This is a genomic window from Thalassobaculum sp. OXR-137 (assembly GCF_034377285.1).
In the GTDB taxonomy this organism is placed as follows: domain Bacteria; phylum Pseudomonadota; class Alphaproteobacteria; order Thalassobaculales; family Thalassobaculaceae; genus Thalassobaculum.
On the sequence record NZ_CP139715.1, the window covers coordinates 902,026 to 928,302 of the forward strand.

Genomic DNA, 26,277 nt, shown 5'->3' on the forward strand with positions numbered 1-26,277 from the left:
TTAGGACACGACGTCGGCCGGCCGGACCTTGCCGTCGGCGACGTCGAACAAGCGCGCGCGATCGGCGATCGGCGCGAAGGTGGAAACATCGGTGCCGGTCAGCCACGCCTGACCGCCGAGGTCGAACACGGCCTCGAACAGGGCGGCGCGGCGGCGGTCGTCCAGATGGGCGGCGACCTCGTCCAGCAGCAGGATCGGCGCGGCGTACTCGTCGATCGCCTGCAGCCGCGCATGGGCGAGCACGATGCCGACCAGCAGCGCCTTCTGCTCCCCGGTGGAGCATTGGGCGGCCGGCATGGCCTTGCCCACATGGGTGACCGCCAGATCGGTGCGGTGCGGCCCTTCGGCCTCCTGCGGCCCGAACCGGGCGGCGGCCAGGGTCGCACGCAGCCGGTCCTCGACCTCCAGGGCCGGGGTCCCGATCAGCCAGCGGTCGATCTCGCCGTCCAGCGCCAGCTCGGCGGCCGGGAACGGCTCCCGCGTGGCGGCGCAAATCCGGTTGAGCCGGGCGACCAGGGCGGCGCGGGCGGCGGCGATCGCCACGCCGGTCTCGGCCAGGGTCTCCTCCAGGGCGGCGTACCAGGCCGCTTCGCGCCGTCCGTCCCGGATCAGTCGGTTGCGCTCGCGCCAGGCGTGTTCGTAGCCGCTCACCCGTCCGGCATGCTCGCCGTCGAAGGCGTAGACCAGCCGGTCGAGGAAGCGCCGGCGACCCGACGCGCTCTCGGTGAACAGCCGGTCCATGGCCGGGGTCAGCCAGGAAATCGTGAGATGGTCGCCCAGGGCCGACTGGCTGCGCGCCGGCGCGCCGTCGATGCGCACGAGGCGGCGCTCGCCCTCGACGCCGGCGTCGCGGCCGGTGCCGATCCGCGTCTCGCCCAGCTTGCCCTCGACCGCTGCCGAGACCGCCCAGGGGCCGGCATCGCCGACCCGGTCGATCTCCGACAGCTTCGCCCGGCGCATGCCGCGGCCGGGGCTGAGGAAGGAGACCGCCTCCAGCAGGTTGGTCTTGCCCGAGCCGTTGGCGCCGGTCAGCACCGCCACGGGGCGGTCGACCTCGAGCGACGTCGCGGCGTGGTTGCGGAACCGGGTCAGGCTGAGCTTGTTCACGGCAAGCCGCAGCGGCGCTCTCACGGTGGAGGCGGCACCGCTGTGTTCGCTGAGAATGGGACCCTCGACCGACACGCGCCCCGTCACACCCTCATCGGCATCAGGACGTAGAGGGCGCCGTCGTCCGCCTCGTCCGTGACGATGGTCGGTGAGGCCGCGTCGGCCATCTGGAACACCGCCTTGCCGCCGTCGTCGACCTGGTCGGCGATGTCCAGCAAGTAGCGGGAATTGAAACCGATTTCCATGGAGGCGGCACCGTACTCGACGTCCATCTCCTCGGTCGCCTGGGCATTGTCCGGGCTGTTGGCCGACAGGGTCAGGGTGCCGTTGGCGACCGCGAGCTTCACCGAGCGCGACTTTTCCGTGGAGATGGTCGCCACGCGGTCCACCGCCCTTTTGAACGACTTGCAATCGACCCGCATGATCTTGTCGTTGCCGGCCGGGATCACCCGCTCGTAATCCGGGAAGGTACCGTCGATCAGCTTGGTGGTCATCACGGTGTCGGCGAAGGCGAAGCGTAGCTTGTTCTCGCTGAGGCCGATCTGCACGTCGCCATCGGTCTCGTCGATCAGCTTGCGGATCTCGGTCACCGCCTTGCGCGGCACGATCACCGAGGGCATGCCCGCGGCACCCTCCGGCAGCGGCATCTGCACCCGGGCCAGCCGGTGGCCGTCGGTCGCCACCGCGCGCAGCACCGCCATGCCGTTGGCCTGGGTCTCGTGCAGGTAGATGCCGTTCAGGTAGTAGCGCGTCTCCTCGGTGGAGATCGCGAAGCGGGTACGGTCGATCAGCGTCTTCGCATCGGCGGCGGAGAGCACGAAATTGGTGGTCAGCTCGTCGCCGGACAGGGCCGGGAACTCCTCCACCGGCAGGGTCGGCAGCGAGAAGTTGGAGCGGCCGGCCCGGATCGCCATGCGGCCGCTGTCGCCGGCGACGGTCAGCTCGACCTCCGAGCCGTCCTGCAGCTTGCGGGCGATCTCGTAGAGGGTCAGCGCCGGCACCGTGGCGGAGCCCGGCTGGTCGACGGAACAGGCCACGCTCTCGACCACGTCCATGTCCATGTCGGTCGCGGTCAGGGACACCCGCCCTTCCTTCGCCTGCAACAGGACGTTGGCCAGGATGGGAATGGTATTCCGGCGCTCGACGACGCTCTGAACATGGGCCAGCGGCTTCAGGAGGGCCGCCCGGTCAATGGTGATCTTCATGTGCTCGCTCGAACTGGATTGACGCCTGACGGACCGGCGCATCGCGATCGGCGGAACCACCGAGTCCGGCGGAATCCGACCGCCCGCGACCCGGCGAATCGAAAGTCAGAGTTTATAGCACGAAACGCTTGTGCACAGGGAGTTTTTCACCGTCCGGCGAGGCGGTTTCCGCCACCGCCGGACGGCAAGGGACTCACCCCTCCAGCATCCGCCGCAGCAGGTCCACATCGGCGTCGAAATGACGGTCCGTGGCCCGCAGCTCGTCGACCTTCTTGACGGCGTGCATGACCGTCGTGTGGTCGCGGCCGCCGAACTTGCGGCCGATCTCCGGCAGGGAGCGCTGGGTGAGATGCTTCGACAGGTACATGGCGATCTGCCGCGGCCGGGCGATCGCCCGGGCCCGGCGGGCCGAGTACATGTCGGAGATCCGCATGTTGTAGTGCGACGCGACCTGGCGCTGGATCTCCTCGATCGTCACCCGGCGGTCGTTGGCCTTCAGCAGGTCGGACAGGACCTCCTGCACCATCTCCAGGGTGATCGCCCGGCCGACCAGGGTCGAATGGGCCACCACGCGGTTCAGCGCGCCTTCCAGCTCGCGGACGTTGGAGCTGATCTTGTGCGACAGGAACTCCATGACCTTCGGCGGAATGTCCGCGTCCACCCGCTCGACCTTGGACTGCAGGATGCCCAGGCGCAGCTCGTAGTCGGTGGGGTGGATGTCGGCCACCAGACCCCAGCCCAGGCGGGAGCGCAGCCGCTCCTCCAGCCCGTCCAGATTGGTCGGGCTCTTGTCGGCGGAGATCACGACCTGGCGGTTGTTGTCCACCAGGGCGTTGAAGGTGTGGAAGAACTCTTCCTGGGTGCTGTCCTTGCCGCTGATGAACTGCACGTCGTCGATCATCAGCACGTCGACGGAGCGGAACAGGTCCTTGAAGGCGACCGTGTCCCGGTACCGCAGGGCGCGGATGAACTGGTACATGAACTTCTCGGCCGAGAGATACAGGACCCGCCGCTGAGGGTGGTTCTTGCGGATCTCCCAGGCGATGGCATGCATCAGGTGGGTCTTGCCGAGGCCGACCCCGCCATACAGGAACAGCGGGTTGAACGGCACGGTCTCGCTTTCCGCCACCCGGCGGGCGGCGGCGAAGGCCAGTTCGTTCGGCTTGCCGACGACGAAGTTGTCGAAGGTGAAGCGCGCGTCGAGCGATGCCGAGATGGCGCTCAGGTCGCTCGGCGGCTCCACGGCCACCGGCTCGGCCGGATAAGCGGCCTCTTCCGCCGGCTCCGCGATCGCCTCCGGCACGGCCCGCAGGCCCGCCTCCGGACGCGCGGCGGCCGCCACCACCTCGACCGAGGCGATGGCCGGGTCCTCGCCCTGCCAGAGACCGCGCAGACGGTCCCCGTATTGTGTGACCACGCGGTCCCGCTCGAATTTCGACGGGATGGCCAGGTACACGACCTGGCCGTCGCGGCGCGCCAGCGTCAGCGACTTCAGCCAGCCGCGATACGCCGTCTCGCCGCATTCAGACCGCAGGCGCGTCTTGACCCGCGCCCACTGGGCCGCCAGCCCGTCCCGATCCGCCAATTCAGCCATGACGACCCTCCCTCGAAAGATCGCCCGCCGGCCGGTCGTTCCTGGTCAGCGCGATGCTCCAATAGTTCCACTTTGACGATACATCCCCCGATTGGCTCCCCCAGCCGATCCGTGTCACCGTCCTTCCCTCGCATTTCTTCCGGATCCCGACAGGCGGCGATCCCTCTTGCCCAACCAACAGCGGCGGCATCCCTACCACCGCCGCACCGATGTCATTCGATCGTCTACACGCACCCATAGCGTCGCGGCGAACGCCGCCCCGCTCAGTATCGAGCCAATATACGGAAACTCACCCTGAGAACTTAAGCCGGGAAAATCCATTCAATCGAATGAAAGTCCACCATTTATTAGACGAATTACTTAACATCTTTATTCCTTATGTTTCGCAACTCGTCGTGTCCGGTGAGATTGCTAAGGTACTCGGCAGGCCATCGGCACGCAACCGAGTCGAACACTCTGTGACGATTTTTTTTCGTGCCCCTGTGCAAGAGGAACACACCCCCTCAGAAGAGTCTTTTCGATTCAGCCGATTGGGCCGCTTTCCTCATCTCAGCCTGAACGAATCGGGCCAACTGGTTCATCGCTCAGAATCGGGTTTGGGATTCAGATTGCTAACCCGCGTCACCGGATTGTCATCCAGGTAGTCGGTATTATTTCAAGCAAGACGGAACAATCATAAGAAGTGGGTCAAAAGTCCCCTTCCGGATTCTTGTTATCACCCCCGATACAACGAGCGCGTGCTTCCGCCCCCGGGGGTCTTCCCCACGGGAAGTCCTGAATCTCTGTGATTCACCAGGAGGTTCCATCTTCCAGAGACGGCCAGGGGCCAAAGTCTTGACTCACGGCCCGCATGGCGCGCGGAAATCTTGCCGGACGGCCGGATCATTTTGACCCGGCACACGGCAGCGCCCGCCAGCCTCCGGCAACAAAAAAGCCGCCGGAACCGGCGGCTTCCTCGTCGTGGAGTCAGTCAGAATGCACGCCAGTCGGAACCTGGTGTCAGGCGCCGATCGACTTGATCGCCGTGTTCAGGCGGGACAGCTTGCGCGCGACCGTGTTGCGGTGCAGGACGCCCTTGACGACCCCGCGCTGCATCTCCGGCTGGGCGGCCTTGAAAGCCTCCATCGCGGCGGTCTTGTCGCCGGCGGCGATCGCCTTCTCGACGCGCTTGACGTGGGTGCGGATGCGCGAGATGCGCGCGTGATTGATCTCGTACCGCCGTGCGTTGCGCCGGATGCGCTTTTCGGCTGAAGCGTGGTTGGCCATGTTCTTCTCTCAAAGTACGGCAGGTCCGTGGAAGGCGCGCTTATAACTGCCGACCCGGACTGCGTCAACAATGACTCGCGGCGCCCTGTTCGATTCTTTGGGCTCAATGAGTCGCGGAATCAGCGATTCTTGAAGACCGGCTGGCGTTTCTCGACGAAGGCCGCCATGCCTTCCTTCTGGTCTTCGGTCGCGAACAGCGAGTGGAACAGGCGCCGCTCGAAGCGCACGCCCTCGCTGAGGGTGGTCTCGTAACTGCGGTTCACCGCCTCCTTGGCCATCATGACCGACGGCAGCGACAGATCGGCAATGCGGCCGGCGACCTTCATCGCCTCGTCCAGCAGGTCGGCCGCCGGCACGATGCGGCTGACCAGGCCCGAGCGCTCGGCCTCCTGGGCATCCATGTTGCGGCCGGTCAGCACCATGTCCATCGCCTTGGACTTGCCGACGAAGCGGGTCAGGCGCTGGGAGCCGCCGGCCCCCGGTATGACGCCCAGATTGATCTCCGGCTGGCCGAACTTGGCGCTGTCGGCGGCGATGATGAAGTCGCACATCATCGCCAGTTCGCAGCCGCCGCCGAGCGCGTAGCCCGCCACCGCGGCGATCACCGGCTTGCGGACCCGCAGGATGGTCTCCCACCCGGAGGTGATGAAATCCTCCACATAGGCGTCGGCGAACTCCTTGGACTGCATCTCCTTGATGTCCGCGCCGGCGGCGAAGGCCTTCTCGCTGCCGGTGACGACGATGCAGCCGATCTCGGCATTGGCATCGGCCTCCAGCAGCGCCTTGCCCAGCTCCGCCATCAGCGGCGAGGACAGAGCGTTCAGCGCCTTGGGACGGTTCAGGGTGATCAGCGCGACGTTGCCGCGCGTCTCGGTCAGAATGTTCTCATAAGCCATCACGGCCACTCCCGGGTCACGCCGGCCGTCCCGGAGGACGGCGGCGGTTGTGATCATCGCGGCACGAGCTCGAAGCGGACAACCAGTCCGCCCCGCTCCGCCACCGCGTCGAGACTCAACTCCTCGCCCGCGCGCGCCCAGCGATCCGCCTCCAGCCTGTCCCAGCCGAGCTGGGGCAGTGTGGCGTCGTAGAACGCACGGACATCCTCCATGGCTACCTTGCCTTCGGCGAAGGCGACGACGATCCGGCCCGCGAGCCCGTCGAAATCGACGCTCGCGGCCGGGACGCTCTGCAGCTCCGGCATCAGGGGCAGATCCTCGATGCCATCGACGAACTGTCCGTCGGCCAGGGCCGGTAAGCGGACAATCATCAGCACCGCCACCGCCAGAATGGCGAGGGCGGACGGTTTGGCGCGTCGGAACGGCAGGCTCATGGCGCCGGCTTCTACCTCAGCGTTGACAGCGGGGACAATAGAAAGTGGACCGCCCGGACTGCACCAGCCGTTTCACCGTGCCGCCGCATTCCGGGGTCGGACATCCCTCCCCCTCGCGATCGTACACCCGAAAGGTGTGCTGGAAATAGCCGAGTTCGCCCGAGACCTGGCGGTGGTCGCGCAGGCTGGAGCCGCCCGCCGCGATCGCCTCGGTCAGCACGGTTCGGACCGCCTCGGCCAGCCGTTCCGCCCGGCTGCCCCAGACGTTCAGGGCCAGCCGGCGGGGCGAGATGCCGGAGCGGTGCAGCGCCTCGCAGGCATAGATGTTGCCGACCCCGGCCACCACCTTCTGGTCGAGCAGGGCGGCCTTGATCGGGGTGTATTTGCCGGCCAGCGCGGATTCCAGCGCCGGGCCGTTGAAGGCGTTGCCCAGGGGCTCCGGCCCGATGCCCTTGAGCAGCTTGTGCCGCTCGACCTCCTGGGTCGGCCACAGGTCCATCATGCCGAAGCGCCGGGCGTCGTTGAACTTCACCCAGGTGCCGTCATCGGTGCGGAAGACCACGTGATCGTGCACCTCCAGCGGCGGCTTCTCCCCGTCGGAGATCAGCATCCGGCCGGACATGCCCAGATGGATCATCCAGCTCGTCCCGTCGTCCAGATCGACCAGGATGTACTTGGCCCGGCGGCGCAGGCCGAGGATCCGGCGGCCGGTCAGCCGCTCGGCCATGCGCTCGGGCAGCGGCCAGCGCAGGTCCGGTCGGCGCACCTCGACCGCGGCCAGGGTGCGGCCGTCCAGGCGGGCGGCGAGGCCGCGCATCACGGTTTCGACTTCGGGCAATTCAGGCATGACGGCGGACGGTATCCCGACGCCCGCCGCAGGCCAAGCGGCAGATTGGCCGAGACGCCGGCGGGCGGCCGGCCTTGATTCCGGAGGCCGAGGAGCCTAATCCACGTCAGACCGAAACCGGTGGGCGGGTGCAGACGCGATGGCTGCCGACGGCAAGAACGCGAATTCGACAAAGACCCCTTCCCTGAAGACGGCCGCGGGCGATCCGTCGGCCGCCGATCCGAAGATCCGCGACGGCGTGACCGATTTCGGCTTCGCCTCGGTCTCCGTGGAGGAGAAGAGCGCGCGGGTCCGCGAGGTGTTCGACAGCGTCGCGACCTCCTACGACGTCATGAACGACCTGATGAGCCTCGGCATCCACCGGGTGTGGAAGCAGGCCTTCGCCGACTGGCTGGCGCCGCGTCCGGGCCACCGGCTGCTGGACGTGGCCGGCGGCACCGGCGACATTGCCGCCCTGTGGCGCAAGCGCGGCGGCGGTCCCGTCACCGTCTGCGACATCAATGCCGAGATGATCGCCGTCGGCCGCGACCGGCTGGCGAAGGCCGGCGGCGACGACGCCGTGGACTGGGTCGTCGGCAATGCCGAGGACCTGCCGCTGGCCGACGGCTCGGTCGACCGGGTGACCATCGCCTTCGGCCTGCGCAACGTGACCCGCATCGACCGCGCCCTGGCGGAGATGACCCGGGTGCTGCGCCCCGGCGGACGGTTCATGTGCCTGGAGTTCTCCCGACCCACCCAGGGCTGGCTCGACCCGATCTACGACACCTATTCCTTCAAGGTCCTGCCCTGGCTCGGCGACAAGGTGGCCAAGGACCGGCCGGCCTATCAGTATCTGGCGGAGAGCATCCGCCGCTTCCCGGACCAGCAGGATCTGGCGGAGCGGATGCGCCGGGTCGGGTTGGAGCACGTGAAATGGCGCAACCTGTCGGCCGGGATCGCGGCGATCCATTCGGGCTGGCGCCTGTAGGCATGGCAAGCTCCCTGTGATCCGCTCCCCATGATCCGCTCCCTGCGCAACCTGATCCGGCTGTTCCGCATCCTCTGGGTCCTGGCCCGGCACGGCGTGTTCGAGCCGCTGGAAACGGTGGCGGAGGCGCCGACGATCTCCGGCCTGGCCCGCCTCGCCCGGCACCTGCGCAGTCCCTCGGTCAGCGGACGCTGGGGCCAGCGCCTCGCCGCCGCCCTGACCCGGCTCGGCCCTACCTTCATCAAGCTCGGCCAGTCCATGGCGACCCGGGCCGACCTGATCGGCGAACAGGCGTCGGAGGACCTCACCCAGCTCCAGGACCGCCTCGCCCCGTTCGACGAGACGGTGGCCCGCCAGACCCTGGAATACGAGCTGGACGCGCCGGTGGAGACCCTGTTCGCCCAATTCGAGACCAAGCCGATCGCCGCGGCCTCCATCGCCCAGGTGCACCGGGCCGTCACCACCGACGGCCGGCGGGTGGCGGTGAAGATCCTGCGGCCCGGCATCGAGGTCGCCGTTGCCCGGGATCTCGACCTGTTCTCCTGGATCGCCGAGACCCTGCAGCGCCACCTGCCCTGGTCCCACCGCTTCAAACCGGTCGATACCGTCGAGGTCTTCCGCGAAACCGTGGAGATCGAGATGGACCTGCGGCTGGAAGCGGCCGCCGCGGTGGAACTGGCGGAGAACTTCACCGGCGACACCACCTTCGCCGTGGCGGAGGTCGACTGGGAGCGCACCACCCGCCGGGTCTTCACCAACCAGTGGATCGACGGCTGCCGGATCGACGACACCGAGGCGCTGGCCAAGGCCGGGCTCGACCCGACCGTGCTGCTGTCGCGCTCGGCGGCGGTGTTCTTCAACCAGGTCTTCCGCGACGGCTTCTTCCATGCCGACATGCATCCGGGCAACATGCTGGTCACCCCCGAGGGGGTCCTGGTCCCGGTCGATTTCGGCATCATGGGACGGCTCGATCTGGAGACCCGCTACTATCTCGCCGACACCCTGACCGGGTTCCTGCTGGGCAACTGGCGCTCGGTGGCCGAGGTGCATTTCCGCATGGGCATGGTGCCCGCGAACAAGTCGATCGACCTGTTCACCCAGGCGGTGCGCTCGATCGGCGAGCCGCTGATGGACAAGCCGCTGAACGAGGTGTCGGTCGCCAAGCTGCTCGGCCAGGTGCTGCGCATCGCCGAGACCTTCGAGATGGAGGCCCAGCCCCAGCTCCTGCTGCTGCACAAGACCATGGTCGTGTCCGAAGGCGTCGGCCGGCGCCTGAACCCTAACGTGAACATGTGGGAGCTGGCGCGGCCGCTGATCGAGGAGTGGATGCGCGAGAACCGGGGACCCGAGGCGCGCATCGCCCGGGCCGGGGCCGACATCCTGCGCGGGCTGGAGCGGCTGCCCTCGCTGATCCGCCATGCTGACATGGCGCTCAGTCATGTGGAGGAAGGCGGCCTGCGGCTGCATCCCGACACGGTACGGCTGATGGCCCGGGAGCGGGCGCGGCGCGCCTATTGGCCGGTGGGCGTCGCCCTGGCGCTGGGCCTGCTTTTCGGCATGCTGCTGTCCTGACCCCACCCTCCCAGACCCCCACCGTCCGAGTCCCATGGCCTTCATCGACCACATCCGCTTCTGCAACGCCCACGACCTGAAGGACTTCGTGCCCTTCCGGGTCGGCCAGGCCCGGGTCGGGCTGATGCGCCGGGCCCTGTCCCTGGAGCTGCGCCGCTTCGGCGGCCTGTTCCATGTGTTCGAGGACCTGGTGCATCTGGATCCGCGCCTGACCACCTACGCGGACCGCACCGAGGCGGTGGACGAGGCCCTGGCGGCGCTGTCCGAGGACGGGCTGCTGCCCCGGCGGCGCGGCGAGAAATATCCGGTGATCGAGCGGCTGTCGGACGCGCCGGTCTTCGAGATCGACCGCTCGGCGGCGACCGCGTTCGGCATCGTCAACCGCGGCTTCCACCTGAACGGCGTGGTCGGCCGGGGCGACGACGCGCAGATGTGGGTGGCGCGCCGGGCCTGGGACAAGAGCACCTATCCGGGCAGCCTCGACAACATCGTCGCCGGCGGCCATCCGGTCGGCTACTCGGCCCAGGAGAACCTGATCAAGGAATGCGCCGAGGAGGCGGGCATCGCCGAGCCTCTGGCCCGGCAGGCGCGGCCGGCCGGGATGGTCTCCTACACCATGGAAGTCGACGATGACGGCCCCTCCAGCCGCGGCGGCGAGATGGGCGGCGGACTGCGGCGCCATGCCTTCTGGGTCTACGACCTGGCCCTGCCGGAGGATTTCGTCCCGCGGCCGGTGGACGGCGAGGTGGCGGAGTTCATGCTGCTGCCCTGGCGCGAGGTCGCGGAGATCGTCGAGCGTGGCGTGGTCCACGGGCCGGAGGGGTTCAAGTACAACTGCAACCTGGTGGTGATCGACTGGCTGCTGCGGACCGGTCGGATCGACCCGGACCACCCGGACTACCTGGAGCTCTGCACTGGGTTGCACGCGGCGTTTCCGTAGGGGGCGGGTGGGGCCGGGCGCGGTACCGAGCGGATCACTGATGTGCTCAGCGCGTTCTTTGCCGCCCTTCCCCTCTTTCTCACTCCCCGGATTCATTCCGGGGTGATCCCCAGAGGAATGCGTCACGGTTCATCGATCTCACCCGCCGCCCGTCCAGGCCGATCGGATTGCCCCGGAATGAATCCGGGGAGTGAGGCAGGGGGAAGGTGGGCGATCATTCATCGAACCAGTCGGCGGCGAGATCCCGCCACTGCGGATTGTCCCGTTCGATCAGGTTGAACTTCCATTCCCGCCGCCAGCGCTTCAGCGTTCGCTCTCGGCGCCAGGCCGGCTCCAACGTTTCATGTGCCTCGAAATACACCAGCGTCGAGATGCCATGCTCGGCGGTGAAACCGGGGAGCGCCTTCGTCCTGTGCTGTCGGATCCTGCGCCGCAGATCGCTCGTGCGCCCGACATACAGCCGGCCGTAGGGTCGGTCGACCAGGATGTAGACGAAGAAGCTCATGCCCGGGCGATGGGCGGTCCAAAGGGATTTTCGTTCCTCCCCACCTCCGATCACTCCCCGGATTTATTCCGGGGCAATCCGATCAGCTTGGGCGGGCGCCGGGCACTTAGAATGAGCTTCCACGCCTGGCCATGGGATTACCCCGGAATAAATCCGGGGAGTGTGAGAGAGGGAGGGTCAACCGAACCCCACCCGCGTCCGTACCTCCGCCGCGCTCACCCCGCTGTCCCGCAAGGCCTTCAGCGTCAGCGAGCGGTCGCGCTTGGCGAAGCGGCGGCCGGTTTCCGGGTCGACCAGCAGCGGATGATGCGCGTAGTCCGGCGCCGGGAGGTCGAGCAGCGCCTGGAGCAGGCGGTGGACGTGGCTCGCCTGGAACAGGTCCTCGCCCCGCGTCACCAGCGTCACCCCCTGCAGCGCGTCGTCCACCGTCACCGCCAGATGGTAGGAGGTCGCCACGTCCTTGCGGGCCAGCACCACGTCGCCGAAGACCTCCGGCCGCGCCGCCTGCTCGCCATGGGTCCGGTCGCGCCAGGTCAGCGGCCCCGCCCGGCGCACCGCCTCTTCCATGCGCAGGCGCAGGGCATAGGGCTCCCCCGCCGCCTCGCGCCGGGCGCGTTCGTCCTGCGGCATCAGGGCGTCGGTCCCGGTCACGGCCGGGCCGTCCGGGCCCATCATCGGGCGGTTGTGCGGCGCCGACAGGGCCTCGTCCAACTCCTTGCGGGAATGGAAGCACTTGTAGAGCAGCCCCATCCCCTCCAGCCGGTCCAGCGCGGCGCGGTAGTCGTCCATGTGGTCCGACTGCCGGCGCACCGGACGCTCCCAGTCCAGTCCCAGCCAGGCCAGATCCTCCAGGATCGCCGCCTCGAATTCCGGCCGGCAGCGGGCGATGTCGATATCTTCCAGTCGGACCAGGAACCGGTCCCCCGCTTTCCGGTCGACGAACGAGGCCGCATGCAGCGCCGAATAGGCGTGGCCCAGATGCAGCAGCCCGGTCGGACTCGGCGCGAAGCGGGTGGTGGTCATGCAGCCTCGGTAGCGCTAGGGTCCGCAGCGGTCAACTGGACGGATGAGACGATCATGACGGAGACGACCCAGCTCGACGGCCCGCGCTTCGGACCGGCGAACGGCGGGACGGCGGAAGCCCTGGTGGTGATGCTGCACGGTCTGGGCGCCGACGGGAACGACCTGATCGGCATCGCCCCGGTCTGGGCCCGCGAGATGGGCTCGGTCGCCTTCTCTTCGCCCAACGCACCGTTTCCCTGCGACATGGCGCCGTTCGGCCGCCAGTGGTTCAGCCTGCAGAGCCGCGATCCGGCCGACATGCTCGCCGGCATCCGGACCGCCGCCCCCCTGCTGAACGCCTTTCTCGACGCCGAGCTGGAGCGCCTGGGCCTCGGCCCCGACAAGCTCGCTCTGGTCGGCTTCAGCCAGGGCACCATGATGTCGCTCTATACCGCCCTGCGCCGGCCGGCGCCGATCGCCGGCATCGTGGGGTATTCCGGCGCGCTGATCGCCGGCGACCTGCCTGACGATCCGGTCACCGCCAAGCCGCCGGTGCTGCTGGTCCATGGGACCGCCGACGAGATCGTGCCCTTCGGCGCCATGGAGGCGGCCCAGGCCGGCCTGAGCTCGGCCGGCGTGGCGGTCGAATCGATCGGCCGGCCGGGTCTCGGCCACGGCATCGACGAGGTCGGGCTGGGGGCCGGGGCGGCGTTTCTGCGGAGAGTTCTTGGGGTTTGAGGAAGCCCCGCGAGGGGTCTTGTCGGGACCATAAAACTGTAACAACATATAGATATATAGCGCCTCGAAGCCTGGCACGAACTCCCCAACACATGGGCGGTCACTGCGATGCGAAGCGAATGGGACGACAAGATATTGTGGCAGACCACGCAGCAAAGTGCGGCGTGGCACACCACGGCTCTCCCTAGTCGCGCGCCGCGTGTCCTGCCGGGATTCCGGAGGAGCGCGCGGTGACGGGCCCGGACGCAGCACCCGCGCTCGTCCTCAATGCCGATTTCCGGCCGCTCTCCTATTTCCCGTTGTCGCTCTGGTCCTGGCAGGACGCCGTCAAGGCGGTGTTCCTCGACCGGGTGAACATCGTCTCCGAATACGACACCACCGTGCGCAGCCCGAGCTTCGAGATGCGGCTGCCCAGCGTGATCGCGCTGAAGGAATACGTCCACCAGTCGCGCCGTCCGGCCTTCACTCGGTTCAACGTGTTCCTGCGCGACCGGTTCTCCTGCCAGTACTGCGCCGACCGCTTTCCGACCCAGGAGCTGACCTTCGACCACGTCATTCCCCGCTCGCGCGGCGGGCGGACGAGCTGGGAGAACGTGGTCACCGCCTGCGGGGCCTGCAATCTGGTGAAGGGCAACCACATGCCGCGCGATATCGGCATGATCCCGATCACCGCGCCGAAACAGCCCACCGCCTACGAGCTGCAGCAGAGCGGCCGCAGCTTCCCGCCGAACTACCTGCATGAGAGCTGGCGCGATTACCTGTACTGGGACATCGAGCTGGAACACGACGAGTTGGGCGACGGCCTCACCCGGATCACCGCGACCTCACCGGCGTTCTGAGGGGGCTTTTCTTTTCCCTCAGACACTCCCCGGATTCATTCCAGGGCAAGCCCAAGTGGCATGCGGCCCGTTTCACCCCTGTTCCCGAACGCCCGCCCAAATGGCGCCGGTTCCCCCGGAATAAATCCGGGGAGTGATAAAGGATGAGTGAGGGAGAACGCCGGAGCGAAGCCGGCTTTCCTCAACATCCTCTTTACCTTTTTCCTCACAACTCCCCGGATTCATTCCGGGGTCCATGGACCCGGCTCATGCCGATCCTGGGGTAGGCCCCGGAATGAATCCGGGGAGTGTGTGAGGGGGAGGGGAAAAGAGCCCCTACCGCTGGTCGCGCACCGTCGTCAGCAGCGCCAGGCCGGCCACCAGGAACAGCACGATCGTCGCCATGCCCGCGCGCTGGCTGTCGAAGGCCAGCGTCGCCCATCCCAGCACCAGTGGGCCGGCGAAGTTCGTTGCCTTTCCGGAAAGAGCGAACAGGCCGAACATCTCCGCCCGCTGGTCCGGCGGGGCAAGCTTGGCCATGTAGGTGCGCGAGGCCGCCTGGGCCGGGCCCATGAAGGTGCCGAGCGCCATGCCGATGCCCCAGAACCAGGTTTTGTCCGGCGCCAGCAGGGCCGCGGTTCCAAACACCACCAGCCCAATCAGCGCGAAGAAGATCGTTCGCTTCGATCCGATCCGGTCGTCGATCCAGCCGAACGCCGCCGCCCCGATCCCGGCGGTCACGTTCAGCGAGATTCCGAACAGGATGATCTCGTCGAAGTCCATGCCAAAGGTGCCCGCGGCGTAGATCCCGCCGAAGGTGAACAGGGTGGTCAGACCGTCGGCATAGAGCATCCGCGCCACCAGGAACCGGGTCACCGGCTGCGACCAGCGCAGGCGGCGCAGGGTGGTCCAGATCCGCTTCAGCCCGTCGCCCACCGCCTCGTCCAGGCCCTCTTTCTCCTTCAGACGGGATTCCGGCACGAACAGGAAGAGCGGCAGGCAGAACACCGCGAACCAGACCGCCACCAGAACGAAGGTCGCCCGCACCGGTTCCTCGGCATGATCGCCCATGCCGAAGGGTGGCGGGTCGGCCTGGATGAAGCCGAACAGCGCCGCCACCAGGCAGGCGAGCCCGCCGAAATAGCCAAGACCCCAACCCAGCCCGCTGACCCGGCCGATCTTGTCCGACGGTGCGACCTCCGCCAGCATGGCGTTGTAGAAGATCGTTGCGAACTCGAAACCGAGCGTGGCGACGATCACCAGCACCAGGGCCCGGGTGATGAAGGACGGGTCGGGCTCGACCGTCCACAAGGCGGCCGAGGCCAGGATGCAGACCAGCGAGAACACGGCCAGCCACGGCTTGCGCTTGCCCGTGCGGTCGGCGATCGCGCCCAGGACCGGGCTCAGCACGGCGATGCAGACCGCGGCGACGGCCGTGGCGTTGCCCCACAGGAAGGTGCCCGTGGTCTCGTCCGGCGCCACCGCCTTGGTGAAATAGGCGGCGAAGACGAAGGTCGAGATCACCGTCGGAAAGGCGGAGTTCGCCCAGTCGTACAGGCACCAGCCGATGACCGGTGCGCGGGGGAAACGGCTCATCGCATGCCCAACCAGTCCTCGGCGTCGTCCAGGGAGAAGAAGATCCGGAATACGGAACCCGGGTAGTCGAAGCTGACCGCCCGGACAAGCTTGGCGAGCAGGGTATCACGCAACACGATCGCCACCTTGGTGCCCATGTCGCGGCCCATGGCGAAACGCCGCCAGGCGGCCGCCACATCCCGCAGACCGCGCCAGCCGTAATTGCCTTCGCCGGTCAGGTGGCGGGCATCGACCAGGGTGGCGCAGTCGAGCACTTCCGGGTGCCGGACCCAGATCTCCGGGATACCGCCGGTCAGGTCGTCGTCGGTCACGCCGCCGGTCAGGCGGATGGTCAGGACCAGCCGCCGATAATCGACCTCCCACGAGATCCGCCCGCCCACATGCTCCCCGCTCGCCACGCTCAGCGGAGGACACCCGCCGTCCGGCGTCATCGCGTCAGCAACGCGCGCATCTGGCCGTTGGCCACGGCCAGCATGGCCAGGTCCACGTGGTCGGCGGCGCGGATGTCGTCGAGCAGACGGTCGGCCCGCTCCACATCGTCCGGACGGCCCTCGCTCCACGCGGCGATCGCCGCGTCTGTAAGGGCCACGTCGGCCGTCGCGCTGTCGGCCTTCTTCCCCTTGCCCTTGCCGCTTCCCTTGGCCGTGTCCACATGGCCGAGCACGTTCTGCGCAAGCTGGCTCTGATGCTGGTAGAAGTCGTCCACCAGGGCGTTCACCGCCATCTTCTGCCAGTAGGTGTCGGCCGCCAGTTCGAGCGCCCGGTCGCGCAGCCAGTCGAGCGAGAACCGCGCGCCGACCTTGAAGTAGACGATCGCCACGGTCCGCACCTCGGACTTCGAGGCCAGGGCCAGACGGACCACGTCGCAGGCCGAGGACAGCGCCTCCAGCGAGGCGATCTCGTGGGCCAGATCCTTCGGCACGCCCTTCTCCGCCAGCTCGCCGCAGACCAGGTTGAGGTCGTCGCGCTCCACGTCGCCGATCACCTCGACCAGGCAGCCCTTCAGGGCGCTGACGCCGGGTTCGAACTCGTTGACGTGGCTGGCGATGTCGAGCGGCCGGCGGCCGTTGCGCAGGAACCACAGGGTCTCGCGCTCCACCAGCCGCTGGATGTCCAGCAGCATGCGGGTCTGCAGGGCGGCGGGCACCTTGTTGTCGAGCCGCTCGATGGCGTCCCACAGCCCGCGCAGGCCGAACACGTCGCGCACGATGGTGAAGGCCCGGGCGATCTCCGCCGGATTGGCGCCGGTCTGCTCGTGCAGGGTGTTGAGGAAGGTCGCGCCGACCCGGTTGATCATCGAGTTGGTGACCGTGGTGGCGATGATCTCCCGACGCAGACGGTGCTCGGTGATCGCCTTGCCGTATTTGGCCCGCAGCCGCTCCGGGAAGTAGAGCGCCAGATCCTCCGCCAGGGCCGGATCGTCCGGCAGGTCGCTGGCCAGCAGGTCGTCGTACAGCTCCATCTTGGCATAGGCGAGAAGCACCGCCAGTTCCGGGCGGGTCAGCCCCTTACCGTCGGAGATCCGGTCGGCGATGGCCTCGTCGTCCGGCAGGAACTCGATGCGCCGGTTCAGCTTCAGGTGGCCGCGCTCCAGCTCGCGCATCAGCCGGCTCTGGGCGTCGATCAGCGACAGGCCCTTGTGCGATGCCACCGACAGCGCCTGGGTCTGGTCGTAGTTGTCCGCCAGAACCAACTCGGCCACGTCGTCGGTCATCGCCTCCAACAGCTTGTCGCGCTGCTTCAGGGTCATGTCCCCGTCGGCCACGATGGCGCCGAGCAGGATCTTGATGTTGACCTCATGGTCGGAGCAGTCGACGCCGGCGGAGTTGTCGATGGCGTCGGTATTCAGCTTCACGCCGCGCAGGCCGGCCTCGATGCGGCCGCGCTGGGTGACGCCGAGATTGGCGCCCTCGCCCAGCACCTTGGCGCCGATCTCCTTGGCGTCGATCCGCACTGGGTCGTTCGCCCGGTCGCCGACATCCGCGTTGCTCTCGCGCTCGGACTTGATGTAGGTGCCGATGCCGCCGAACCAGAGCAGATCCACCTGCGCCTTCAGCATGGCGCGGATCAGCTCGCTCGGCGGCACCGTGTCCTCGGTCATGCCGAAGGCCTTCTTGATCTCCGCCGTCAGCTTGATCGACTTGGCCGAGCGGTCGAACACGCCGCCGCCCTTTGAGATCAGCTTGGTGTTGTAGTCGGACCAGCTCGACCGCGGCATGTCGAACAGCCGCTGGCGCTCCTTGAAGCTCTTGGCCGGGTCCGGATCGGGGTCGACGAAGATGTGCAGGTGGTTGAAAGCGCCGATCAGGCGGATGTGCTTGGACAGCAGCATGCCGTTGCCGAACACGTCGCCCGACATGTCGCCGCAGCCGACGACGGTGAAGTCCTCGGTCTGGGTGTTATGGCCGAGCTCGCGGAAGTGGCGCTTCACGCTCTCCCAGGCGCCCCGGGCGGTGATCCCCATCTTCTTGTGGTCGTAGCCGGCCGAGCCGCCGGAGGCGAAGGCGTCGTCCAGCCAGAAGCCGTAATCCTGGGACACCCCGTTGGCGATGTCGGAGAAGGTCGCCGTGCCCTTGTCGGCCGCCACCACCAGGTAGGGGTCGTCCTCGTCGTAGCGCACCACGTGCTTGGGCGGAATGATGTCGGGACCGGAGATGTTGTCGGTGATGTCCAGCATCCCGCGCATCAGGGTCTTGTAGCACTCGATGCCTTCGGCCTGGATCTCCTCGCGGGTGCCGCCCACCGGCGGGCGCTTGACCACGAAGCCGCCCTTGGAGCCGACCGGAACGATGACCGCGTTCTTGACCTGCTGGGCCTTCATCAGGCCGAGGATCTCGGTGCGGAAATCCTCGCGCCGGTCGGACCAGCGGATGCCGCCACGGGCCACCTTGCCACCGCGCAGGTGGATGGCCTCGACCCGGGGACCGTAGACCCAGATCTCGACCATCGGACGCGGCAGCGGCAGGTCCTGGATCTGCTGGCTGTCCAGCTTGAAGGAGGTGTAGCTCTTCGGCTGACCGTCCTCCCCCATCTGGTAGAAGTTGGTCCGCAGGGTGCTGCGGATCAGGTTCAGGAAGCGGCGCAGGATCCGGTCCTGGTCCAGGTTGGCCACCCCGTCCAGCGCGGCGTGGATCTTGTCCTCCAGTCCCTCGACCGCTTTCTGCCGGCCCTGCTCTGCCGCCGGATCGAAGCGGGCGGCGAACAGCTTCACCAGCAGCCGCGCGATCGGCGCATAGGCCAGCAGGGTCTCCTCCATGTAGTCCTGGGAGAAGGTGAAGGCCGCCTGGCGCAGATACTTGGCATAGGCGCGGATGACGGTGACCTCGCGCCAGGTCAGGCCGGCGTTGAGCACGAGGCCGTTGAACCCGTCATTCTCCATCCGGCGGTCCCAGACGGCGGCGAAGGCCTCCTGGAACGGCGTCTTGATGGTGGCGAGGTCGCATTCCGTCTCGGCCCGCAGCCGCATCTCGAAATCGTGCAGCCAGATCGGATGCTCCAGCCCACCGCCTTCGATCTCGAACGGCACTTCGGAGAGCACGCGCACGCCCATGTTCTCCAGCATCGGCATGACGTCGCTCAACGGCACCGGCGTGCCGCGATGGAACAGTTTCAGGTGCAGGACGTCGTCGTCGACCCCGATGGGGCGGAACAGGTTCATGCCCAGCTGGTCGGCCGACCGGATCTCCTCCATCCGCTCCATGTCGAAGATCGCGGCATGGGCCGGATAGGCCTCCTTGTAAGCGGTCGGGAAGGCGGGCCCGTAGCGCCGCAGCAGCTTCTGCGAGGCCTCCTCGCCCTTGTCGGTCACCAGGGCGTCGTGAAGCTTGTCGGCCCAACTCCGGCCGGCATCGATCAGCCGCTGTTCAAGCTCGTCGAAATCCACCTTGGGGATCTCGCCCCGTGTGGTGGCGATGATGAAGTGCAGGCGGGCGAGAACGCTGTCCGACATCAGCGTGTAGAAGGCCGTGACCTCGCCGTTGAAGGCGGCGGCCAGGATCGACTGGAAACGCTGGCGCAGTTGGGTGTTGAAATGGTCGCGCGGCACGAAGACCAGGGCGCTCACGAACCGCTCGAAGGCGTCGCGGCGCACGAACAGCGCCGTCTTCTGCCGCTCCTGGAGATGCAGGATGCCGATCGAGATCTCGAACAGCTCGTCCTCGCTGGCCTGGAACAGCTCGTCGCGGGGATAGGTCTCCAGGATGTTAACCAGCGCCTTGCCGTCATGGCTGGCCGGGCGGAAGCCGGCGCGCTCGACGATCTTCTCCACCCGCCGGCGCAGCAGCGGGATCTCCTTGGGGCTCTCGTTATAGGCGACCGAGGTGAACAGGCCGATGAACCGATGCTCGCCGACGACCTTGCCGGACTTGTCGATCTTCTTGACGCTGATCGAGTCGAGCGGCACCGGCCGGTGCACGGTGGAGACCTTATTGGCCTTCATCACCAGCAGCGGCGTGGGGTCGAGCAGGAAGCCCTGCACCTGGTCCGGCAGCGCCGAGATCTCCCGCAACCCGTCGAACACGCTGACCTCGGGCTGGCGGATGATGCCGAGACCGCTGTTCTCCACCACCTCCATGCGCAGCGTCTTGCCGCTGGCCTTGTAGTCGTACTGACGGTAGCCGAGGAAGGTGAAGTGGTTGTCCTCGATCCACCGCAGGAAGGCGCAGATCTCCTCCAGGTCGGCCTTGTTCTGGCCCTTGGGCGGCGCCTTCTCCAGTCCGGCGATGACGTCCACCATGGTCTTGCGCATGGCGCGCCAGTCCTCGACGGCGGCCCGGACGTCCTCCAGCACCTGGGCGAGATCCCGCTCGATCTCGGCCAGCGCGTCCGAGGAGGTCTGCTCGGAGACCTGCAGATGCATGAAGCTTTCGCCGGTCGCCCCGTCGGCATTGCCGTCGGCGTCCAGCAGCGTCGTGACCGAGCCCTTGCCGTCGCGCACCACCCGCAGGATCGGGTGGATCACCAGATGGACCGTCATGTCGCGACGGTTCAGCGCCGCGGTCACCGAATCCACCAGGAACGGCATGTCGTCGTTCACGATTTCGATGACCGTGTGGGTGGACTGCCAGCCCACCTCTTCGAAGCGGGGGTTATAGGCGCGGATCCGGGCCTGGCCCGGCTTGCGCTCGCGCCCGAAGGTCCAGATCGCGATCGCCGCGCCGAACAGGTCCTCGACTTCCTCGTCGATCAGATCCTGCGGGGCGACGTTGGCGAAGAACTGACGCACGAAGCTCTGTGCCGTCTCCGCCTTGGTTCCCTGCAAACGCTCGAGAACCAGGGCGCAGACGGCGTCGATCTTCTCCGCCTTCAGGGTCTCAGTGCGGCTGCGCATGTCAGTACCCCCAATAAATTATGGAAGCCGTACCGCGCATCGGCACGGCTCCTTGCGGTCGGCATGGAGCCTACCAGAACGGCCGAAGGACCGGAAACAGTTCACAAATTAGGGTTTTTCGCGAGGGTTACACCCTTGGATGCAGGATCCGAGGCAGATTTCCGGCCTCTCTTTCTATCTATCAAAAATTGATAGAATAGATAGGAATCTGATCAAATATTGATTGGATTTCTTTACCTGCGATAAAGTTTCGCGTTTGCCGAATCCGAGTCAATACGTCGCACGGTTGTTTGTTTCTCTTTCAGGTGACGGCTGGCCCGGATGCCCAAATCGCCAATGGAGGATCAAATGCAAAGAACTCGTCTGCCCCAGGCCTTGGCCGGAACGATCATGGGTGACCTCATCGCCGCCGGACAGCGCACGCTGGCCCGCTACGGCGCGGAAATGACCATTCACGGCGACTTCGCAGCCTTCGCGAGCGTCGACCGGGACAAGGCCATCGCCTTCCCGGGCTATTTCAACGAGACCACCAACGCCGACCGGGGCATGTGCGTCCTGATCCACAAGGGCGGGGAGACCATCGGCACCTATGCCTGCGGCCTCTACCTGCCGGTGGACACCATGGCCGAATACATCGACGAGATCGGCCTGCACCATGCCTGCGCCAAGCCCGACATCGAGATCTTCGGGACCGTGCGGGAATGGTTCGAGGCGATGGAGGGGCCGTCGGCGTTCTCCGGCGGCATCTGGGTGCGCCCGGACCTGCGCGGCACGGACCTGTCCCGGCTGCTCGTGCCGTTCCTGCCGATGGTCGGCCGCAGCTTCGCGGTGGATGTCTGGGACGCCAAGCACGTCTTCTTCATGGTGCCGGAGATCATCATGAAGAAGGGCATCGCGGAACGGTACCGGCCGCTCTTCCTGGAGCCGGGGGCGACCTGGCACTACACGACGCCGCCCACCCCGCTGTGGTTCGGCTATGCCGCCCCGGTGCAGATCATGAAGGACGCCCTGGACTTCATTTCCAAAGGTCCGGACGTCCTAGTTCCGACCAAGACACGACAGCCTGCCGACCAGCATGCCGAACTGGTACGCTGAGGACGGTGAATTCCAGGTCGCCGCGGCGGCAATAGGCCAGGTTCGGCTCGTTGGCGATGATCGATCGCCAATACCGTTCTGACGCCGACACCGCGACGTCCTGATCGGCGAGCTCCATGAGTGGGCGTCCGATCATGTTGTTGGACGCCCACCGCAGACCATGCCCCAGCAGGCCGATCCGCAGCCCGCCGTCCTCGCCCACATTCACGCTGGACATGCGATCCGTCGCCCCGCCCAGGCGGCGCACGAGTTCGTCCAGGTCCTGGGTTTCCATGGATTGCGCCCACAACCGCGTCAGGCTGGTGAACGGGCCGGTCATCCGCCGGATAAGATCGGCGGGCAGCGCCACGGTGATCAGCGGATCCAGCTCGCCCGGGGTCTTCGGGCGGTCCAGGGCCCCCTCCGCCGCCAGGGCGGTGGCCACCCGGTCGATCGAGCTGCGCCGCGCCTGGATCGCGCCGTTCTGGGCCAGCATGCGATAGACCGTCGCCTCCCCCAGGCCGGCGGCCTGGGCCAGCCGCTCGCGCGTCCAGTTCAGACGCGCCAGCGCCGCCCGCAACGCTTCGCCTGTGAGGTAGTCATCCATCGGCCCAGCGTACATCCGACGGCTGAAATTTTAAATATGATAGATGGATGATCGGTAAGTTTCGGTGCAAACTCGACAAGGATCGAAATCTTATCGATTTTCGATAGCCACGATGCAATTATGTCGCTAGTCTTTTTCATCGATACTCCCGCATGACAGAATAGGCGACGGATGCGAGACATGCCCCCTACCGATGACAGCGCTGGCGGCGGGAACGGCCCGGGTGCCTCGGGACCGCATGGATTGGACGCTTATGTGGATGTCGCCGAACCGCCGGCGTCACGGCGCGCCGGGCCGGATGCGGGCGCCCGCCTGCCGTCCGCGGCCACATCCTATCCGGGCGGCGACATGATGCGCGGCCACGGACTACCGGTCGGCCTGACCGTGCCGTCGATCCAGCTCGCCCATGCCCTGGAGCTGCTGAACCGGCTGCCGCGGGCCTATGCCCAGGGGCGTCGCCCCCCCGCCTGGGACAATGCGCCGTTCGACGCGGGTCCGCCCTATCGCGACCGCGCCGCAACCAGGGGCGGGTATGAGGATGCGGATGCGGACGGGGATGCCGAGGAGGCGCGGCGGCTGGTGGCGGACGCGCTGGCCTCGCTGGCCGGATCCGCCGGCCTCAGCGTGCCCATGAGCGCCCTGTCGCAGAAGCCGGTGTGCAACGAGGTCGACCCGGAGGTGGAAGCGGCTTTCGTCGAGCTGGACCTGGCGCGCGAGGCCTGGTCCAGGCTACCGGCGGAGGCGGACAGCCAGGCGCCGCATCCAGACGTGGACCGCTACTTCGCCGCCGAGGAGGCGGTCCTGAGTCTTGCCGACGGCAGTACGGAAGTGCTGGGTCGCCAGGCCGGCCTGCTGCTCGAGCTGACGGACGAGATCGCCGACCAGATGGGCCCGGCGGCGGCCAACGCCATCGCCAACATCGCCCAGGGCCTGCTCCTGCGGCTGCGCGGCTGACCGGTCGCCTTGCCAAGCGTATTCGGTGGAGATTGACGGGGTCGATTTCTTTTCTGAAGCCGCATGCCTGGGATAGATGGACTCGATAGTCGCGCGACAGCAATCCGAATCGACAGAACGACCTTATTTCTCCATGTCACTGGCGGATATCCGCAGATGAAATGGTAGCCGGGCAAAGATCTCCGACGCCGCATTCTTTCCTGCCCGAGACTTTACGCCGAGAAAAAGAAGCTTACCTGGCGGATTTGGCGTTTCGTTATATCGTACGACATGAGACAGGAAACAGTCGAAGTGTCGGATCATCCGCGTAATCCACCACTCCGGCTGAGCTATTATGACGTGTGCGTTTAAGCCATTCGATAGTTTTTTCAAAGCCGGATATGTATCGATAAACGCTATGAACAGATCCTCTGTTCGATTTGCTATAAACTCGATATTATTATCTATATATCGTTCTTCAATATGCTCCAAAACATCGTTGGAAAATACAACGGAGTATTTAGAGCCAAGCTTTGAACTATCCGCGTATTCCGCGACACCAGGGTCAAAGCCATGGACTTGCCGGTCCTTCAGGCTGGGAAACTGGTCGCGGGGAAGCGGCACCCCTCCCGATTTTCCGCATCCGAAATCTAAAAAAGAACTCAGATTGTGCGTGTCTAGAACACCGAGGATCAATTTGAATAATGGCGGCGCAAAAATGCCACCGGGCATTCGCGCACTGTTTCCAAAATGAGCAGATTCGTCTTTATGTAACTTCCTCAACTCCTCCTGGTACTCTACTGAAAAAAGATCCATGACGTGATTTCCCTTAATACATGCAATTCTCTTTATTCACAGCCCGATAATATCTGGAACACCGCATGATCTCAAAGCTACAATTTTGAAAACCATCGAAGAGCGAAGTAGGAGAGACCGGCGTATATGCTCAAGAACGCAACGGGCAACCGGCTCCAGGTGGCGGGCGATTCTGGTGTCTGGAGAATCCCCGGCGATGCCGACGCGACGGCGAAGGAAGCAGTCGCGTATGCGGTCACAACTCGCTGGACGACTATCCTGGCGAGTAGTCCGATCTGCAGTTGATTGGTGGGACCGCAGCGACAGCCGATGACTCGTCTCGACATGCGCTTCGTCGTCTTTCGCCGGCACGGTCAGCGACTCGCGCTGACTCATGATCGGTTTAGCTTGGGCGCCCGGCTCTCATCCGACGGTCCCGGTCACACATAGGACCAAGCTTCCGCTTTCCAACGGTAACCCCGTGGTAGCCGCGGGTCCCCCGATGGGGGACTGATACACCGTCGATGTGCAGGAAAACTGGAGCGGGCGAGGCGATTCGAACGCCCGACCCCAACCTTGGCAAGGTTGTGCTCTACCCCTGAGCTACGCCCGCGCTCCGTTGAGGACGCGGATAATACCGGCGGATCGCACGATTGCAAGAGCGATTAACGCCTTTTTTCACAGATTTTTTTCCGCCGCGAAAAACGGCGGAAATCCTTGTTTTTTCCGCAACTTACCGGCCCGTCTCCAGGTGGATTTTACTCGCCGGTGGTGATTTTCAGGTGGAAAACCGCCCAGGCCAGGCCTGAGTCATCCTCCGCCGTCTGGCCCGCGTAGCTGCCGGCGGGGAACACCAGCCAGAGCGGCCCGCGACCGCCGAGCGGCAACGGCTTCCCATCGCTCGCCGTCGCCAGCACGAACGTGCCGGCCCGCACCTCCGACAGACGGAAGGCGGGCGCGTAGCCGTCGACCGCCTGGACCAGTACCCGGTCCGCCTTCGCACCGACCAGGTCGATGACCGAGGCCAGGGTCGGTCCGGTCACCGTCACCGGTCCCGGCCAGTTCGGATAGGCGACCTCCACGGTCTCCTGCGGCAGCGCGGCCAGATCGTCCAGGGTCAGTTCATGGGCGCGCTCGAAGGTCTCCTGCAGCGCGGCGAACAGACTGTCGGTGAACGGATCGAACGGCCCGCGGTTGGTCCTCTCGATCTCGCCGGTCACGGTGAGCACGACCGGACCGGCGGCCCGGGCGGCGGTGACGGCGGGTAGGGCGGTGATCAGGGCAAGGGCGAGGACAAGAACGATGCGGCGCATGGAGACCTCCAGATCGGCACGATCGACGACCGGTCACCGGACCGGTGCTGTCGGGAGCTTACCACGCGGTCGCGCCGATCTCGCGCGCGAGATCCCCGAGATCCGAACGACGCCGCTCTGTGGGCTGCAACCGCCGGCCAAAATGCGCTAGACAGGGCCGCCACATACCGAGCCACGCCGATTAAACCGCGCATACCGGAGCCCGACCCCATGGCCGACAGCGAGACGCCCGCCCTCCCCACATCGCCGGAAGCCCTGCTCGCCCGGCTGGACGCGCTCGGCATCGCCTACGATCTGCACACCCACCCGCCGCTGTTCACCGTGGAGGACAGCAAGGCGCTGCGCGGCGACCTGCCCGGCGGCCACTGCAAGAACCTGTTCCTGCGCGACCGCAAGGGCGCCATGTGGTTGGTGGTCTGCCTGGAGGACCGCCGGATCGACCTCAAGGCTCTGGGCTCCCTGCTCGGCGGTCGGCTGTCCTTCGGCAGCCCCGACCGGCTGATGGCCACCCTGGGGGTGATCCCCGGCGCGGTGTCGCCCTTCGCTCTGATCAACGACACGGGCGTCTCGGTCACCGTCATCCTGGATGCCGAGATGATGGGCCTGTCGCCGCTGAACTATCACCCGCTGTCGAACGAGATGACCGTCGCGGTCGCGCCAGACGCCCTCACCCGATTCATCGAGTCCTGCGGACACGCCCCGCAGGTCCTCGACCTCTCCGCGGCCTCTGGCGATTGAC

Annotated in this window: 23 protein-coding genes and 1 tRNA gene; 8 read left to right on the top strand and 16 right to left on the bottom strand. The window is 66.5% G+C overall.

Features of this window, described 5'->3' with window-relative positions:
• The 7 genes from recF to mutM form a co-directional block, all read right to left on the bottom strand.
• Window positions 1–1,194: a DNA replication/repair protein RecF gene (gene recF / locus T8K17_RS04210; RefSeq protein ID WP_322333256.1), complete on the bottom strand. Its 1,194-nt coding sequence runs from the start codon at window positions 1,192–1,194 to the stop codon at window positions 1–3.
• Window positions 1,191–2,312 (bottom strand): DNA polymerase III subunit beta, encoded by a 1,122-nt coding sequence (gene dnaN, locus T8K17_RS04215; RefSeq protein WP_322333257.1) that lies wholly within the window; start codon window positions 2,310–2,312, stop codon window positions 1,191–1,193. Before dnaN ends, recF begins: the two co-directional genes overlap by 4 nt.
• Window positions 2,313–2,505: 193 nt before the next feature.
• A complete protein-coding gene (dnaA, locus tag T8K17_RS04220; RefSeq protein ID WP_322333258.1) occupies window positions 2,506–3,906 on the bottom strand; it encodes a chromosomal replication initiator protein DnaA in 1,401 nt (466 codons plus the stop codon).
• Window positions 3,907–4,905: 999 nt separating this feature from the next.
• Window positions 4,906–5,172, bottom strand: coding sequence for a 30S ribosomal protein S20 (gene rpsT, locus T8K17_RS04225; protein ID WP_322333259.1), 267 nt, complete (start codon window positions 5,170–5,172; stop codon window positions 4,906–4,908).
• A gap of 119 nt (window positions 5,173–5,291) precedes the next feature.
• Window positions 5,292–6,068, bottom strand: a complete 777-nt coding sequence (locus T8K17_RS04230; protein WP_322333260.1) for an enoyl-CoA hydratase — start codon at window positions 6,066–6,068, stop codon at window positions 5,292–5,294.
• Window positions 6,069–6,121: 53 nt separating this feature from the next.
• Window positions 6,122–6,502 carry a hypothetical protein gene (locus tag T8K17_RS04235; RefSeq protein ID WP_322333261.1) on the bottom strand — a complete coding sequence of 127 codons (381 nt, stop codon included), beginning with the start codon at window positions 6,500–6,502 and terminating at the stop codon, window positions 6,122–6,124.
• Window positions 6,503–6,518: 16 nt separating this feature from the next.
• Window positions 6,519–7,349, bottom strand: a complete 831-nt coding sequence (mutM, locus tag T8K17_RS04240; protein ID WP_322333262.1) for a bifunctional DNA-formamidopyrimidine glycosylase/DNA-(apurinic or apyrimidinic site) lyase — start codon at window positions 7,347–7,349, stop codon at window positions 6,519–6,521.
• Between the two features lie 139 nt (window positions 7,350–7,488).
• Between mutM and ubiE the strand changes: the two genes are divergently transcribed.
• The 3 genes from ubiE to T8K17_RS04255 are packed head-to-tail and all read left to right on the top strand — an operon-like array spanning window position 7,489 to window position 10,828.
• Window positions 7,489–8,316, top strand: coding sequence for a bifunctional demethylmenaquinone methyltransferase/2-methoxy-6-polyprenyl-1,4-benzoquinol methylase UbiE (gene ubiE, locus T8K17_RS04245; protein ID WP_322333263.1), 828 nt, complete (start codon window positions 7,489–7,491; stop codon window positions 8,314–8,316).
• A 30-nt stretch (window positions 8,317–8,346) separates the two neighbouring features.
• Window positions 8,347–9,888, top strand: a complete 1,542-nt coding sequence (ubiB, locus tag T8K17_RS04250; RefSeq protein WP_322333264.1) for a 2-polyprenylphenol 6-hydroxylase — start codon at window positions 8,347–8,349, stop codon at window positions 9,886–9,888.
• Between the two features lie 34 nt (window positions 9,889–9,922).
• Entirely contained in the window at window positions 9,923–10,828 is a 906-nt protein-coding gene (locus T8K17_RS04255) for a DUF4743 domain-containing protein (RefSeq protein ID WP_322333265.1), read from the top strand.
• 214 nt (window positions 10,829–11,042) lie between these two features.
• On the opposite strand, the gene T8K17_RS04260 is transcribed toward T8K17_RS04255, so the two are convergent.
• Both T8K17_RS04260 and gluQRS read right to left on the bottom strand, forming a co-directional pair.
• Window positions 11,043–11,333, bottom strand: coding sequence for a GIY-YIG nuclease family protein (locus T8K17_RS04260; RefSeq protein ID WP_322333266.1), 291 nt, complete (start codon window positions 11,331–11,333; stop codon window positions 11,043–11,045).
• Between the two features lie 177 nt (window positions 11,334–11,510).
• Window positions 11,511–12,356 carry a tRNA glutamyl-Q(34) synthetase GluQRS gene (gene gluQRS / locus T8K17_RS04265; RefSeq protein ID WP_322333267.1) on the bottom strand — a complete coding sequence of 282 codons (846 nt, stop codon included), beginning with the start codon at window positions 12,354–12,356 and terminating at the stop codon, window positions 11,511–11,513.
• A 54-nt stretch (window positions 12,357–12,410) separates the two neighbouring features.
• Between gluQRS and T8K17_RS04270 the strand changes: the two genes are divergently transcribed.
• Window positions 12,411–13,073 (top strand): alpha/beta hydrolase, encoded by a 663-nt coding sequence (locus T8K17_RS04270; RefSeq protein ID WP_322333268.1) that lies wholly within the window; start codon window positions 12,411–12,413, stop codon window positions 13,071–13,073.
• 230 nt (window positions 13,074–13,303) lie between these two features.
• Window positions 13,304–13,912 carry an HNH endonuclease gene (locus T8K17_RS04275; RefSeq protein ID WP_322333269.1) on the top strand — a complete coding sequence of 203 codons (609 nt, stop codon included), beginning with the start codon at window positions 13,304–13,306 and terminating at the stop codon, window positions 13,910–13,912.
• Window positions 13,913–14,227: 315 nt separating this feature from the next.
• Here the strand turns inward: T8K17_RS04275 and T8K17_RS04280 are convergent, their stop codons facing one another.
• The 3 genes from T8K17_RS04280 to T8K17_RS04290 are packed head-to-tail and all read right to left on the bottom strand — an operon-like array spanning window position 14,228 to window position 20,816.
• Window positions 14,228–15,487, bottom strand: a complete 1,260-nt coding sequence (locus T8K17_RS04280; RefSeq protein ID WP_322333270.1) for an MFS transporter — start codon at window positions 15,485–15,487, stop codon at window positions 14,228–14,230.
• Window positions 15,484–15,918 (bottom strand): hypothetical protein, encoded by a 435-nt coding sequence (locus T8K17_RS04285; protein ID WP_322333271.1) that lies wholly within the window; start codon window positions 15,916–15,918, stop codon window positions 15,484–15,486. The genes T8K17_RS04280 and T8K17_RS04285 overlap by 4 nt, the downstream gene beginning before the upstream one ends.
• Complete coding sequence (locus T8K17_RS04290; protein WP_322333272.1) at window positions 15,915–20,816, bottom strand: NAD-glutamate dehydrogenase; 4,902 nt, start codon at window positions 20,814–20,816, stop codon at window positions 15,915–15,917. Before T8K17_RS04290 ends, T8K17_RS04285 begins: the two co-directional genes overlap by 4 nt.
• A gap of 348 nt (window positions 20,817–21,164) precedes the next feature.
• On the opposite strand from T8K17_RS04290, the gene T8K17_RS04295 reads away from it, so the two are divergent.
• Entirely contained in the window at window positions 21,165–21,911 is a 747-nt protein-coding gene (locus T8K17_RS04295) for a hypothetical protein (RefSeq protein WP_322333273.1), read from the top strand.
• Here T8K17_RS04295 and T8K17_RS04300 read toward each other — a convergent pair.
• Complete coding sequence (locus T8K17_RS04300) at window positions 21,832–22,497, bottom strand: helix-turn-helix transcriptional regulator (protein WP_322333274.1); 666 nt, start codon at window positions 22,495–22,497, stop codon at window positions 21,832–21,834. The two genes, T8K17_RS04295 and T8K17_RS04300, sit on opposite strands and share 80 nt — an antisense overlap.
• Window positions 22,498–22,677: 180 nt before the next feature.
• Here T8K17_RS04300 and T8K17_RS04305 point away from each other — a divergent pair, with 180 nt between their 5' ends.
• Window positions 22,678–23,451, top strand: coding sequence for a hypothetical protein (locus tag T8K17_RS04305; RefSeq protein ID WP_322333275.1), 774 nt, complete (start codon window positions 22,678–22,680; stop codon window positions 23,449–23,451).
• A 123-nt stretch (window positions 23,452–23,574) separates the two neighbouring features.
• On the opposite strand, the gene T8K17_RS04310 is transcribed toward T8K17_RS04305, so the two are convergent.
• From T8K17_RS04310 to T8K17_RS04320, 3 genes are all read right to left on the bottom strand, one after another.
• A complete protein-coding gene (locus tag T8K17_RS04310) occupies window positions 23,575–24,246 on the bottom strand; it encodes a hypothetical protein (protein WP_322333276.1) in 672 nt (223 codons plus the stop codon).
• Window positions 24,247–24,763: 517 nt separating this feature from the next.
• A tRNA-Gly gene (locus tag T8K17_RS04315) sits at window positions 24,764–24,838 on the bottom strand.
• A 145-nt stretch (window positions 24,839–24,983) separates the two neighbouring features.
• Window positions 24,984–25,538 carry a hypothetical protein gene (locus T8K17_RS04320; RefSeq protein ID WP_322333277.1) on the bottom strand — a complete coding sequence of 185 codons (555 nt, stop codon included), beginning with the start codon at window positions 25,536–25,538 and terminating at the stop codon, window positions 24,984–24,986.
• A 210-nt stretch (window positions 25,539–25,748) separates the two neighbouring features.
• Between T8K17_RS04320 and T8K17_RS04325 the strand changes: the two genes are divergently transcribed.
• Entirely contained in the window at window positions 25,749–26,276 is a 528-nt protein-coding gene (locus T8K17_RS04325; RefSeq protein ID WP_322333278.1) for a prolyl-tRNA synthetase associated domain-containing protein, read from the top strand.
• The last annotated feature ends 1 nt before the right edge of the window (window position 26,277 follow it).

Coding starts and splice junctions, on each gene's coding strand:
- dnaN (WP_322333257.1), bottom strand. CDS start 2,312: ATGAAGATCACCATTGACCGGGCGGCCCTCCTGAAGCCGCTGGCCCAT.
- dnaA (WP_322333258.1), bottom strand. CDS start 3,906: ATGGCTGAATTGGCGGATCGGGACGGGCTGGCGGCCCAGTGGGCGCGG.
- rpsT (WP_322333259.1), bottom strand. CDS start 5,172: ATGGCCAACCACGCTTCAGCCGAAAAGCGCATCCGGCGCAACGCACGG.
- T8K17_RS04230 (WP_322333260.1), bottom strand. CDS start 6,068: ATGGCTTATGAGAACATTCTGACCGAGACGCGCGGCAACGTCGCGCTG.
- T8K17_RS04235 (WP_322333261.1), bottom strand. CDS start 6,502: ATGAGCCTGCCGTTCCGACGCGCCAAACCGTCCGCCCTCGCCATTCTG.
- mutM (WP_322333262.1), bottom strand. CDS start 7,349: ATGCCTGAATTGCCCGAAGTCGAAACCGTGATGCGCGGCCTCGCCGCC.
- ubiE (WP_322333263.1), top strand. CDS start 7,489: ATGGCTGCCGACGGCAAGAACGCGAATTCGACAAAGACCCCTTCCCTG.
- ubiB (WP_322333264.1), top strand. CDS start 8,347: ATGATCCGCTCCCTGCGCAACCTGATCCGGCTGTTCCGCATCCTCTGG.
- T8K17_RS04255 (WP_322333265.1), top strand. CDS start 9,923: ATGGCCTTCATCGACCACATCCGCTTCTGCAACGCCCACGACCTGAAG.
- T8K17_RS04260 (WP_322333266.1), bottom strand. CDS start 11,333: ATGAGCTTCTTCGTCTACATCCTGGTCGACCGACCCTACGGCCGGCTG.
- gluQRS (WP_322333267.1), bottom strand. CDS start 12,356: ATGACCACCACCCGCTTCGCGCCGAGTCCGACCGGGCTGCTGCATCTG.
- T8K17_RS04270 (WP_322333268.1), top strand. CDS start 12,411: ATGACGGAGACGACCCAGCTCGACGGCCCGCGCTTCGGACCGGCGAAC.
- T8K17_RS04280 (WP_322333270.1), bottom strand. CDS start 15,487: ATGAGCCGTTTCCCCCGCGCACCGGTCATCGGCTGGTGCCTGTACGAC.
- T8K17_RS04285 (WP_322333271.1), bottom strand. CDS start 15,918: ATGACGCCGGACGGCGGGTGTCCTCCGCTGAGCGTGGCGAGCGGGGAG.
- T8K17_RS04290 (WP_322333272.1), bottom strand. CDS start 20,816: ATGCGCAGCCGCACTGAGACCCTGAAGGCGGAGAAGATCGACGCCGTC.
- T8K17_RS04295 (WP_322333273.1), top strand. CDS start 21,165: ATGCAAAGAACTCGTCTGCCCCAGGCCTTGGCCGGAACGATCATGGGT.
- T8K17_RS04300 (WP_322333274.1), bottom strand. CDS start 22,497: ATGGATGACTACCTCACAGGCGAAGCGTTGCGGGCGGCGCTGGCGCGT.
- T8K17_RS04305 (WP_322333275.1), top strand. CDS start 22,678: ATGCCCCCTACCGATGACAGCGCTGGCGGCGGGAACGGCCCGGGTGCC.
- T8K17_RS04310 (WP_322333276.1), bottom strand. CDS start 24,246: ATGGATCTTTTTTCAGTAGAGTACCAGGAGGAGTTGAGGAAGTTACAT.
- T8K17_RS04320 (WP_322333277.1), bottom strand. CDS start 25,538: ATGCGCCGCATCGTTCTTGTCCTCGCCCTTGCCCTGATCACCGCCCTA.
- T8K17_RS04325 (WP_322333278.1), top strand. CDS start 25,749: ATGGCCGACAGCGAGACGCCCGCCCTCCCCACATCGCCGGAAGCCCTG.